The 11,464-nt window shown below is 69.9% G+C and carries 12 protein-coding genes, 1 tRNA gene and 1 other RNA gene; 6 read left to right on the top strand and 8 right to left on the bottom strand.

Annotated features, from left to right (window positions below; all coding sequences use genetic code 11):
• Together ACFWXO_RS43570 and ffs are read right to left on the bottom strand one after the other, a co-directional pair.
• Positions 1–1,910: DNA polymerase III subunit gamma and tau (locus ACFWXO_RS43570; protein WP_380532363.1), on the bottom strand; the 1,910-nt coding region annotated here is incomplete at its 3' end.
• 90 nt (positions 1,911–2,000) lie between these two features.
• An RNA gene (gene ffs / locus ACFWXO_RS43565) (signal recognition particle sRNA small type) lies at positions 2,001–2,091 on the bottom strand.
• A gap of 111 nt (positions 2,092–2,202) precedes the next feature.
• On the opposite strand from ffs, the gene ACFWXO_RS43560 reads away from it, so the two are divergent.
• The 3 genes from ACFWXO_RS43560 to ACFWXO_RS43550 all read left to right on the top strand — a co-directional run bounded on the left by ACFWXO_RS43560 (position 2,203) and on the right by ACFWXO_RS43550 (position 5,254).
• Positions 2,203–2,287 (top strand) — tRNA-Ser (locus tag ACFWXO_RS43560).
• A gap of 118 nt (positions 2,288–2,405) precedes the next feature.
• Positions 2,406–3,830, top strand: a complete 1,425-nt coding sequence (locus ACFWXO_RS43555; protein ID WP_380532360.1) for a hypothetical protein — start codon at positions 2,406–2,408, stop codon at positions 3,828–3,830.
• 137 nt (positions 3,831–3,967) lie between these two features.
• Entirely contained in the window at positions 3,968–5,254 is a 1,287-nt protein-coding gene (locus tag ACFWXO_RS43550) for an IS256 family transposase (protein ID WP_380532366.1), read from the top strand.
• Between the two features lie 55 nt (positions 5,255–5,309).
• On the opposite strand, the gene ACFWXO_RS43545 is transcribed toward ACFWXO_RS43550, so the two are convergent.
• From ACFWXO_RS43545 to ACFWXO_RS43525, 5 genes are all read right to left on the bottom strand, one after another.
• A complete protein-coding gene (locus tag ACFWXO_RS43545) occupies positions 5,310–5,543 on the bottom strand; it encodes a DUF6296 family protein (protein ID WP_380532357.1) in 234 nt (77 codons plus the stop codon).
• An 86-nt stretch (positions 5,544–5,629) separates the two neighbouring features.
• On the bottom strand, positions 5,630–6,028 hold the full coding sequence (locus ACFWXO_RS43540) for a DUF2267 domain-containing protein (RefSeq protein WP_380532354.1): 399 nt from the start codon (positions 6,026–6,028) through the stop codon (positions 5,630–5,632).
• A 67-nt stretch (positions 6,029–6,095) separates the two neighbouring features.
• Positions 6,096–6,500 carry a DUF2267 domain-containing protein gene (locus ACFWXO_RS43535; protein ID WP_380532351.1) on the bottom strand — a complete coding sequence of 135 codons (405 nt, stop codon included), beginning with the start codon at positions 6,498–6,500 and terminating at the stop codon, positions 6,096–6,098.
• Positions 6,501–6,544: 44 nt separating this feature from the next.
• The gene (locus tag ACFWXO_RS43530; RefSeq protein WP_380532348.1) at positions 6,545–6,838 is read right to left on the bottom strand and encodes an STAS domain-containing protein; all 294 of its coding nucleotides are present in this window, start codon (positions 6,836–6,838) and stop codon (positions 6,545–6,547) included.
• Positions 6,839–6,966: 128 nt separating this feature from the next.
• Positions 6,967–7,401: an Hsp20/alpha crystallin family protein gene (locus ACFWXO_RS43525; RefSeq protein WP_380532345.1), complete on the bottom strand. Its 435-nt coding sequence runs from the start codon at positions 7,399–7,401 to the stop codon at positions 6,967–6,969.
• A gap of 113 nt (positions 7,402–7,514) precedes the next feature.
• Here ACFWXO_RS43525 and ACFWXO_RS43520 point away from each other — a divergent pair, with 113 nt between their 5' ends.
• The 3 genes from ACFWXO_RS43520 to ACFWXO_RS43510 all read left to right on the top strand — a co-directional run bounded on the left by ACFWXO_RS43520 (position 7,515) and on the right by ACFWXO_RS43510 (position 9,324).
• Complete coding sequence (locus ACFWXO_RS43520; RefSeq protein ID WP_380532342.1) at positions 7,515–8,201, top strand: hypothetical protein; 687 nt, start codon at positions 7,515–7,517, stop codon at positions 8,199–8,201.
• Complete coding sequence (locus tag ACFWXO_RS43515) at positions 8,176–8,403, top strand: hypothetical protein (protein ID WP_380532339.1); 228 nt, start codon at positions 8,176–8,178, stop codon at positions 8,401–8,403. The genes ACFWXO_RS43520 and ACFWXO_RS43515 overlap by 26 nt, the downstream gene beginning before the upstream one ends.
• A gap of 50 nt (positions 8,404–8,453) precedes the next feature.
• Positions 8,454–9,324 (top strand): IS5 family transposase gene (locus ACFWXO_RS43510; protein WP_380532337.1). Its coding sequence is split into 2 segments (ribosomal slippage): positions 8,454–9,137 and positions 9,139–9,324, totalling 870 coding nucleotides; the frame shifts between segments, so codons are not numbered across the junction.
• Here ACFWXO_RS43510 and ACFWXO_RS43505 read toward each other — a convergent pair.
• Positions 9,317–9,829 carry a hypothetical protein gene (locus tag ACFWXO_RS43505; RefSeq protein ID WP_380532334.1) on the bottom strand — a complete coding sequence of 171 codons (513 nt, stop codon included), beginning with the start codon at positions 9,827–9,829 and terminating at the stop codon, positions 9,317–9,319. The genes ACFWXO_RS43510 and ACFWXO_RS43505 overlap by 8 nt on opposite strands.
• Positions 9,830–11,464: the final 1,635 nt, after the last annotated feature.

Here is an 11,464-nt window from a genome sequence, read left to right as displayed (position 1 = left end):
GGGGCTGGTGTTTTTTTTACAGAGAGCGGGGCCCCCCCGCCGCCGCCGGCCGGGGTCGGGGCCGCCGCCGGCGCACCCACGCCGCCCGACGGGTCGACGATGCACTCGATCCGCCAGTCCACGCCCAGCGCGTCCGACAGCGCCTGGCGCAGCACGTCGTCGCTGTTGCTGCCGACGAAGCTGTCCCGGGCACCGGCGTTGATGAACGAGACCTGGAGCACGCTGCCGTCGAACCCGGCCACCTGGCCGTTCTGGCTGAGCAGGATCCAGGTGAAGCGGCGGCGGTTCTTCACCGCCTCCAGGATCTGCGGCCACAGCTGCCGGACCTGCCCGGCGCCCTGCTGCGCGGCCGCGGACGGCTGACCGCCGGGGGCGCCCGCGGGGGCGGGGGTGGGGGCGGGGGCCGGCTGGGCCGGGGTCGGCGCGGGCTGCGGGACGGCCTGCGGCTGCGGCACGGGGGCGGCAGCAGCAGCGGGGGCCGGTGCGCCACCGGCGGGCGGGAAGCTGCGCGCGATCGGCCAGGCGCCCGGAGCGGGCCCGGCCGGGGCCGGGGGTGCCGGGGCCTGCGCGGGGGCGGGGGCCGCCACGACCGGCGCGGGCACCGGAGCGGGCACCTCCACCGGCGGGGCAGCCTGGGGGACCGCCAGCGCCGCCGTCGCAACGGCCACGGGGGCCGCCATCGGGGCCACCCCGGCCACCGGTGCCATCGGTGCCATCGGTGCCATCCCGGCCGGTGCGGCGAAGCCTCCCGCCGCGGCCCGGCGCTCCAACTTGTCCAAGCGCGCCTGCAACGACAGCTCGTCGCTGTACGCGCCCGGCAGCATCACCCGGGCGCAGATCAGCTCCAGCTGGAGCCGGGGCGCCGCGTTGCCACGCATCTCGGTCAGCCCGGTGTTGACGATGTCCGCGGCCCGGCTCAGCTCGGCCGCGCCGAAGGCGTCCGCCTGCGCCTGCATCACCGCGACCCGGTCCGCCGGGGCGTCGATCAGCCCCTTCTCCCCGGCCTCCGGCACGGTGGCGAGGATCACCAGGTCGCGCAGCCGCTCCAGCAGGTCCGTGACGAAGCGGCGCGGGTCGTGCCCGCCCTCGACCACCCGGTCGATCACCTGGAACACCGTCGCGCCGTCCTGCGCGGCGAAGGCGTCCACCACCTCGTCCAGCAGCGCCGAGTCGGTGTACCCGAGCAGCGACGTCGCCATCTGGTACGTCACGCCGCCCTCGGCGGCACCGGCCAGCAGCTGGTCCATCACCGACATCGAGTCACGCACCGAGCCCGCGCCGGCCCGTACGACCAGCGGGAACACCGAGTCCTCGACCTGGATGCCCTCGCGGCCGCAGACCTCCGCCAGGTAGTCGCGCAGGGTGCCGGGCGGGACCAGCCGGAACGGGTAGTGGTGGGTGCGGGACCGGATCGTCCCGATCACCTTCTCCGGCTCGGTGGTCGCGAAGATGAACTTGAGGTGCTCCGGCGGCTCCTCGACCACCTTGAGCAGCGCGTTGAACCCGGCCGAGGTCACCATGTGCGCCTCGTCCAGGATGAAGATCTTGTACCGGCTGTGCACCGGCGCGAAGAAGGCCCGCTCACGCAGCTCGCGCGCGTCGTCCACACCACCGTGCGAGGCGGCGTCGATCTCGATCACGTCGATCGAGCCGGGCCCACCGGTCGCGAGGTCCCGACAGGACTGGCACTCCCCGCAGGGCGTCGGCGTCGGCCCCTGTTCGCAGTTCAGGCAACGGGCCAGGATGCGCGCGCTCGTCGTCTTGCCACAGCCGCGCGGCCCGCTGAACAGGTACGCGTGGTTGACCCTGTTGTTGCGCAGGGCCTGCTGGAGCGGAGCGGTCACGTGCTCCTGCCCGATGACCTCCGCGAAGGTCTCGGGGCGGTAGCGGCGGTACAGGGCTAGGGACACACCCCCGACGATATCGGGACGGACGGACAAACGCGTCGCCCCTTCACCCCGGCCCCGCTCTCCCCACGGCCCACACGCCCCCGGGAACGCAAAGACCCCTCGTGCACCCGCCAGAGCCCTCCTACCCTTGCTGCCTTCCGGCCCTGGGGGGGTTCAGAGAGATGACGCCACACGAGGGGCTGACCCCCACAGTACCGGATCCCGGCCCCGACGATCCACAGGCCACCCCCACCCCTCAGCCTGCGGGACAGCTGGTCGCGAGCACCCCGAAACATGTACTAAGCTCTCCCACGGAGGATTCGCCTAGAGGCCTAGGGCGCACGCTTGGAAAGCGTGTTGGGGGCAACCCCTCACGAGTTCGAATCTCGTATCCTCCGCCTTTGCCCAGTAGGGCAGTTGAAGGCCCCGACCGGGTTCCTGGTCGGGGCCTTCTTCGTGTCGTGGTTGCAGTTTTGGTTGCAGTTGCCGCCGCACACGGACCGATACGGTTGCCCAGTGGCTCCGCACTACCTACCAGCCGACCGCGCGCTCCTCGACCTCCCGCGATACTCGGAGGCCGATCGCCCAGCACATCTGTTGCCGGCGGACGACCTACCCGCCCTCGGCCTGCGCATCCCACACGCGCGCCAACCCAGCGCGTGGCTGACCAGCCCAGGTGTTCAGGGCTGCACGTACCGGCCCGCCTATGCCCTGGCCGGTCTCGAACCGGCCGAGTCACAGCATGGCGAACGCCACGTCGATCGAGACGACGAGATGGCGCGGACGATGACGGCCCTCGACATCAAGGAGATGGTCGCCCGCGGCAAATTCCGCGCAGGCCTGGTGGAGAACCGTGCACTCAACGGGCGCCTCATCCGGGCGAAGGGAAGGCCCTACCAAACTGGCCATCCGCTGGTACTGACCGTTCGCGCCACCCCGTGCTGCGGCCGACTTTCTGAGATCGCGGTGTGCTCCCTGTTCGACCTGGTCAACGAGCACTTCCTCATCCGCACAGAACCCGGCAGGTCCTGTCCAGCCCACCACCATCCAGCCGACGCCCAGCCGCTTCCGCAGGTCCTCCCGCAGCTTGCCCGGCTCGCGACCAAGACAGTGGAGGGCGAGTACATCATCGTCTGGGGCCAGTACCCAGTGCTCGCTCTAGAAGCCGAGCTCGCACTCACGTCAACCGGGTCCAAGAAGCGACGCAGGGAACACTGGCTGGGAACACAGTGGATCGACCTACAGATGACTGAGGCGATCTGGCGTTGCGGCGACAGCACCGACGGCCTCGCAATGTTCACCCCCGGTACCGACGCGGCGGACGACGCCCAGGTCCTGGTCCGGATCGTCCACCAGATCAGCGACTCCCATGCCTTCATCTCACGCGGTCGCGACTGGCTCCCGGAGCCTGCGCCGGAGGTCTGCCCCTCCGCGAGAGCATTGCACTTCACCCTGCCCGCGGAATTGGGCGCTGGCAGTTCCACCGAGGCGGCCGAGCCGTGGTCGCTGACCTTCCCGACTCATCTGTTGGAAGGGCCCACCGATACCGCTCGGCTGGGTAGCGCCCGCCGGGAGCAACCTCAGCTCCGCCAGTGGCTGCTCAACAACCGCACGGCTGCCCCATGCGCACTGTGTGGGGAGACCTATCCAGCGGCCTACCTCCGCGCCGCGCATATCAAACGCCGGGCCGAGGCAAGCGAGGACGAACGGCGCGATCTCGCCATCGGAATGCTGGCCTGCACGTTCGGCTGCGACCAGATGTTCGAGCTCGGCGACATCTTCGTTGACTCCGAGGGCGTCATCCGAAGCCGCCTCACAGACGAGGGAAGTACTGTTGCCGCCGCAGCCGGACGCCTCGTGGGTCGGCGATGCCCAGCGGCCATCCCGGAGAGAGCGGAGTACTTCCGCCACCACCGACAGGCTCACGGCCACGACGAATAGGCACGCCCGCGCCCGCAGGCTCTCTGGCCGAACCATCGCATTCCCACCCGCTGGGGACCGATCCTCTGGCAGGGTGCTGGGGTCTGTACAAAGAACGGTGTAACTCCCGATCAAGGAAGTAGCACCTGATGAAGGAAGTGACCGTCTCGGCCGCGGCCGTCGAGGCAGCGAAGCCGGTGGAGTTGCAGCCGGACGCCTTGGACGACCAGTTGATCGGGCAGCTGGTCGACCGGGCCCGAGCGAGCGGGCTGCAGCTCACCGGCGCCGGAGGCCTGCTCCAGCAGCTCACGAAGAAGATCCTGGAGTCCGCTCTCGAGGGCGAGATGACGGACCACCTCGGCTACGAGAAGCACGACCCGGCAGGGGCCGGCAGCGGGAACTCGCGCAACGGCATCCGGTCGAAGACCGTGCTGACCGAGGTCGGCCCGGTCGAGATCGACGTCCCCCGCGACCGGGAAGGCTCGTTCGAGCCGCAGCTGGTCCGCAAGCGCCAGCGGCGGCTGTCCGGAGTTGACGAGATGGTGCTCTCGCTGTCCGCCCGCGGTCTGACGCACGGGGAGATCTCCGCGCACCTGGCCGAGGTCTACGGCGCGGAAGTATCCAAGCAGACCATCTCCACGATCACGGACCAGGTGATCGAGGGCATGGCCGAGTGGCAGAACCGGCCGCTCGATCCGGTCTGTCCGGTGGTCTTCATCGACTGCGTGCACGTGAAGCTCCGCGACGGCCAGGTCGCCAACCGGCCCATCTACGTGGCGCTGGCGGTCACGGTCGAGGGCACCCGCGAGATCCTCGGGTTGTGGGCCGGCGACGGCGGCGAGGGCGCCAAGTACTGGCTGCACGTCCTGACCGAGATCAAGAACCGCGGCGTCGCGGACGTGTGCATGGTCGTCTGCGACGGTCTCAAGGGCCTGCCGGACGCCATCGCCGCGGTCTGGCCGCAGGCCGTCACCCAGACCTGCATCGTCCACCTGATCCGGGCCTCGTTCCGCTACGCGGCCCGGCAGGACTGGGACAAGATCTCCAAGGCGCTCAAGCCCGTCTACACGGCTCCGACCGAGGACGCCGCCCTGGAGCGGTTCGTGGAGTTCACCGAGGCCTGGGCGAAGAAGTATCCCGCGATCGTGCGGCTCTGGGAGAACGCCTGGGCGGAGTTCGTGCCGTTCCTGAGCTTCGACGTCGAGGTCCGCCGGGTCATCTGCACCACGAACACGATCGAGTCCGTCAACACCAGGATCCGCAAGGCCGTCCGCTCGCGCGGGCATTTCCCGAACGAGCAGGCCGCGTTGAAGTGCGTCTACATGGCGATCATGTCCCTCGACCCGACCGGTGACGGCCGAAAGCGCTGGATGACCCGCTGGAAGGCCGCGTTGAACGCCTTCGAGATCGCCTTCGACGGCCGACTCTCCGCCGGCCGCCGTTAACTCAACCCAACCGAGTTACACCGTTCACTGGACAGACCCAACCGCGAGCATCCGGTCAGGGCAGTGGCACGGCGTGAAGGCAGGCATGGCGGCCGGGCCCCGGCAGCGCGGTGAGCGGCCGGGCCACCTCTCCTTCGATCGCCACCCGGAATGCGCCCGCCTCATCTGTGTACACCGGTTCCCCGGTAGCGGTGTACGCGCCGGTGAGGTGGACGACGACGACCTCGGGCGGCCCGTGCCGGCCGGGCGGACCGGGCAGGGTGACCGCGTAGCGCTGGGGTCTGTCCATCGGTCGCCTCGCCTCATCCGGTGTGCGGTTGGGTGCTTGCCAGGGCGGCGGGGAGCGCTCCTCGCCGGCGGGTCGGGACCGCTGTTTCAGGCGACGGCGGCCAGGTCCGCGCGGCCGAACAGCAGGGCGTAGCCGCGGCGGAGGTGGGTGAGGAGGCGGTCGGTGAGGTTGTCGTCGGTGAGGGTGGTGAGGGCGGCCAGGACGGAGGAGGCGTCCCAGCGGGCGGCGGTGAGGCTGGTGCCCAGGGTGTGGGCGAGGCTTTCGACGAAGGCGGGGGCGGTGACGGGCGACGGGAGGGGGATCTGGGCGGCGAGGACGGCGCGGGCCCGTTCGGGCAGGGCTGCGGCGAGGTCGCAGCGTTCGTCGCCGGTGAGCTGGGTGCCGAGGAGGGCTAGGACGGCATCGAGGGCGCGTTCGGCTTCCTCGTCGGTGGGGTAGCGGCCTAGGTTGCGGACCTGCTGGAGGAGGTGGCGGTAGCGGGTCATGACCGTGGAGCCTTCCAGGGGCTGGCCGCTGGGCGGGCCGGCGGCGGCGTGTGAGGGGTGGTCAGGGTCAGGGTCGCGTCCCTGCGGTCGGGCGGCCGAACAGCAGGTCGTAGCCGGGTGGCAGCTGGAGCAGGACCTGGTCCATGAGGTCGTCGCCGGCGGCATCGGCCACTGTGGACAGGACGGCGCCGATGTCCCACAGGGCCGTGGCCTCGGTGGCGCCCTCGATCCAGGCCGCGGTCGCGCGCACGAACCGCTCGGGGTTGAGGGGCTCGGCGGCGTGCAGCGGGTTGAGCAGGATCAGGGCCATGGTCTCGGGCAGTCGGGCGGCCAGTTCGGCCCGCACCTCGCCGACCAGGTGGGCGCCGAGCAGGGCCAGGATTACCCGGGCGGCCCGCTCGGCCTCCTGCGGGGTGTCGTACTCACCGCGCTCCCGGACCTCTTCCAGGAACGTCTCCCATCGAAGCGTCATCGCGGTTCTTCCTCCGTACCGAGGCCCGGCGCGCCCGGGTGGCCTCAAGGCTCGACGGCCAGGCGCCGGTGCAGACCGGTCAGCTTGAGCAGCCGCATCACGCAGCGGCCGGCCCCGCGCAGGACCAGGCGGGCATCGCACCGGTCGGCCTGGCCCTGGGCCCGGACCAAGGCGCCCAGGCCCGCGCAGTCCATGAACGTCACCTCCGACAGATCCAGCACCACCTCCCGGTGCGACTCGAGCGCGGTGGCCAGAGCACGGTGCAGCGAGGGTGCGGCGTCGAGGTCGATCTCGCCGTGGGCTCGCACGATGAAGGGCTGGTTGCTCCGGCCGTTCATGGCGTTTCCGCGTCGCTGCGGGTAGGCCGGTCCACGTAGGCCGGCCCGCGGGTCGAGGGGTGTTCCGGCCGCCCCATTCGATCGAGGGGGAGAGATCAGGGGCGGCCGGAACGGCATCGGGGAACGGATCAGGCCTGGATCTGCTTGCGGCTTCCGCTGTGGCTGATCTCGATCTTGCGGGGCTTGGCCTTCTCGGCGACCGGGATCTTCAGGGTCAGCACGCCGGCGTCGTAGTCGGCGGTGATCCCGGCGGGGTCGAGGGTGTCGGAGAGCATGACCTGGCGGGAGAACACGCCGAGCGGGCGCTCGGACAGCTCCCACTTGATGCCCTCGCCTTCCTGGCGCGGGCGGCGCTCGGCCTTGACGGTCACCATGTTCCGCTCGACGTCGATGTCGATCGCCTTCGGGTCCACCCCCGGGAGGTCGAAGCAGATCACGTATTCGTCGCCGGCCCGGTAGGCGTCCAACGGCATCGGCGTCGGACGCGACCAGGTGCCGGTCGTGTTGAGGAACTGCTGGGTCAGCCGGTCCAGCTCGCGGAACGGGTCGGTGCGCAGCAGCATTGCGAAACACCTCCAGGTGGTTGGGCTGTGGGAGCCAGTGCGCTTCACCTGACTCCTTTCTAGCGCGTCATCCATCCGATGACAAGTCGCCGCGTCGCCTATAGAGTGACTGCATGAGCGAGAAGTCCCGCAGAGCCGCCCCCAACGCCTGCCCGCCGGTCGAGCCCGTCTCGTTCCTGGCAGCCGCGGCGGCGCTGGCCGCCATCGACGACGCCGTCCGCACCGCCCAGAACCCCGCGTCCCGGCCCCCGACCGCCCCTGGCGAGCACGGTGGCCCCGAGCAGGCCCTGGCCGCACTCGTCCTGCTGCGCGAGCTGCGTGGCCAGCTCGCCGGCTGGGAGGCCGGCCTGGTGGAGAGCGCCCGGGAGGCCGGCGCCACCTGGGCCGACCTCGCCCGGCCCATGGGCGTGGCCAGCCGCCAGGCCGCCGAGAACCGCTACCTGCGCCTCAAGCCCGGCGCTGACGCTTCGCGGTCCGGTACCGGCGCGGAACGGGTCAAGGCCGTCCGCGACCGGCGGGCCGCCGACCGATCGGTCACCGTCTGGGCCCGCGACAACGCCGCCGAGCTGCGGGTCCTCGCCGCCCAGATCACCACGGCCGCACTCGCTCCCGGCGCCCGTCCCGCCCAGGCCGCCCTGACCGCCGCCCTCGGCGCCACCGACCCCGCCGACCTGATAGAGCCCCTCGCCGCCGTCCGCCCCCACCTCGGCGCCGACCACCGCGACCTCGCCACCCGCCTCGACGCCCTCACCCACCACACCACCCAGCTCCGCGATGACAGCGACCGACGCCGCGCCTGACCCTGCCACCGCCGCCGAAAGGCGCTGGCAGGACCTCCTGGACCGGATCCACGACCTCGAAGCACGAGTGGCCGCCACCACGAGCACCGTCAACGCCGCCCTCGACCACCACCTCGCCCGCCTCGACGCCCTGCGCCGCCACCTCGCCCATCCCAACTGGCCACTGCCCGCCCCCGATCCGGACAGTCCCCGTGCTTACTGATCGTTTCAGAATGCGCCTGTGCATCGGCTCGCGCCTGGCAGGGTCTGTGGATGCCCACTGATCTTGTTCCTGACGACCTTTGGGAGCGCGTTGCGCCGCTGCTCCCGCCTCGACCTGTCCGGCGCCGTCGTCATGCCGGGCGGCTGCCGGTCCCGGATCGGGTTGCGCTGGTGGGAATCGTCTACGTGCTGCGCAAAGGAGTGGCTTGGCGCGATGTCCCGGCACAGGTCGTAGGTTGCTCCGGGGTGACCAGCTGGCGCCGGTTGCGGGACTGGACCGAGGCCGGCGTCTGGCCCCGCCTTCACGAGGCGCTACTCGCGGAGTTGCGGGCGACCGACCGTCTGGACATGGACGATGCGGCGATCGACGGTTCTCATATCAGGGCCCTCCGGGGAGGGGCTCACGGCGGGCCCTCACCGGTCGACCGTGGCCGTCCCGGGTCCAAGCACCATCTGATCGTCGACCGCTACGGCACACCCCTGGCCGTCTCGCTGACCGGTGGAAACCGACACGACGTCACGCAGTTGTTCCCCCTGCTGGACGCAATCCCAGCAATCCGGGGGCTGCGCGGGCGCCCGCGCAGCCGCCCCAGACGCCTGTTCGCCGACCGTGGCTACGACTACGACAAGTACCGCCGCCGGCTGTGGAAGCGCGGCATCAAGCCGCTCATCGCCCGCCGTGGCGTCGCCCACGGCTCTGGCTTGGGGCGAACCCGCTGGGTGGTAGAGCGGACTTTCCGCCTGGCTCCACCAGTTCAAGCGCCTGCGCATCCGATACGAACGTCGAGCTGACCTCCATCAGGGCTTGCTTGAACTCGCCTGCGTCATCATCTGCCTGCGACGGCTTCGCAGGGCTCCGGCGAGCGGCGGCCCGGACATCCCAGGGGTCGGGGCCACCGCAGTCGCTGGGCGGGTCAGCTGAAGCTGACGTCGTAGACGCTGGCGCCTTGGGGGGTGAAGCGGGCACTGCCGGTGATGCCCTCGTACTTGAGGGTGCCACCGGTGACGATCGCGTCGAAGGACTGGGCCTCCGCGCCCGGGTGGGCGATGGGCCGCACGCTGGTGAGGGCGATCTGTGCGCCGTCGTTGAACTTGAGCACAGTGCTGCAGAGCACCTGGTCCTGGGTCGAGCCGATCTCGTCCTTGACGCAGTTGCCGTAGGCGGTGCCGAACTGGTTGCCGCCGAGGTCGTTGAGCTTGGCGCGGCTGCCGTAGGGGACGCCGAGCACCGGAAGCCCGGAGAGGGCTTCGGAGCCGGTGTAGTCGGCCGTGAAGTCCGGCACCTGGGCAGCCCGGGTGGAGCGGTTGTTGCTCTTCTGCGGGGTGTCGGTCGCCATGGCCGGCGCGCTGATCGCGACGGCCGTGCCGACGGCCGTGGCGGCCAGGACGAGGGCGAGGGTGCGCTTGGTCGGGAGGGCGGGGCGCATCGGTTCTCCTTCGGTGCTTCGGGCTTGTTGCCCGAATCCGGTGAAAGCTGATCACACCGGGCGAAAGTGCCGGGACGGCTGCAGGACCCTGGACCTGATGCCAGGAGGGCCCTGTCGGCCGTGCACCCCAAGGGCTCATGTCGTCCACGAACAGCGCGGATTGGATGCATGCGTGAGCACGGCCATCACCCGCTTGAGCAGCAAGATTCACCTGCTCGGCTCCACGAGCACCACCAACATTCTGAAACGATCAGTTAGGAGCGGGCTCGCCTCATGGCGCGTAGAGGCAGGAGCCAGCTGACCGGAGGCGTGGTGAGCAGGGGCTGTCGGGCCTGGTGAGCGGAGCCAGCTGGTCTCAGTTTTGGTCTCATTCACCCCCGTCCAGCCGGGTTCAGCCGCCGCCCAGTGGTTCACTCCGGCGCAGGTCAGGACGGGTGTGAACCCCGGCGGACGGCGTTCGGGAGAATTGGAAAGCGTGTTGGGAGCAATCCCTCACGAGTTCGAATCTCGTATCCTCCGCCTTCACGAAGGCCCGGCCCGCTCAGCGGCCCGGGCCTTCGTCGTTGTCCATCCACAACCTCCGACCCCGCTGTCATGCACAAGCCCCTTCCCCGGACTCCTCCGGCAGCGCCGCTCGGAGCGCTCCCTTGATCGGGTCGCCCCCACCCCCGGGCGGCCGCCAAGTCGATGCACAAACCCTCGAACGTCCGGCAGGCTGGCCAGAGCAGGCCGCTGTTCGACCCGCCCTTGATCGGGTTCGGCTCAAGCGGGCAGGCGGACTCATGTGCGAGCGCCGACCGGGTAGCGCTCGCGGCGAGGAGAGGTCGCCGAGCCTGCCGCCGCCGAAGCCACGGCCCTCTGGCTCCACGCGGACCCGCCAACGGCGTCTTGTCCGAATTCGAGTGGAATAGCGCAGATCAACGCCCACCGAACAGCTCTCCGACCATTGACCTACGCTCGACGACTTACCCATGCCAGTCATGGATGACATCGGCGAGGGGAGGTTGGAATACGCCTGCCCACCTTGGACCGAATGCCACCACAGGACGGCCCGCAACGCCCGGCGCTAGGACACCCGCAGAACCGAGGCGGACCATCCATCCTTATGGTGCGGCCCCACAGCCGCACACATGATGCCCCAGCTAATCTCGCGACTGGCCCATCGTGCCGAACAGCTATTCCTTGAAATTCTGGGAAAGCTGTCAGATGCCGTACTCCATCTCCACCACCCGCCATACAGCTCGCAGCCTGCGGCTCTCATTTCCATGACGCCTTCCCGAATTCTCCAACTCCGCACCAGTCCTGTTCTCGGCCGGCTACTGCTGATCGAGCGCGGTCATGCTTCGCCCCTTTCGCACTGCACCCGCCCGCGCATTGCAACCGCGAACGTCGGGCTGCCTTCGATCCCGCACTTTCGAAAGAAGCACCTGCCTGCGATCACAGTCGATCCAAGTTCTCAACATTTGCGACATCATGCTAGATGAGACCGATCATCTATTCTCAATAGTCGACTTCGAACACTATCTGACGGTATCCGCCTCTAGGTTCTGTCCGGCGGATCATGTGACTTCTCCATGCCGGGCTCGTTGTGCCCGGCATGGGGCGGGGTGATCTGACGAACGAGGAATGGGGCCG

Origin of the sequence: Kitasatospora sp. NPDC059088 (assembly GCF_042738155.1) — a bacterium.
GTDB lineage: Bacteria > Actinomycetota > Actinomycetes > Streptomycetales > Streptomycetaceae > Kitasatospora.
Note: the sequence above shows the minus strand (reverse complement) of the source record. Positions and strands in the feature narration are given on the sequence as shown.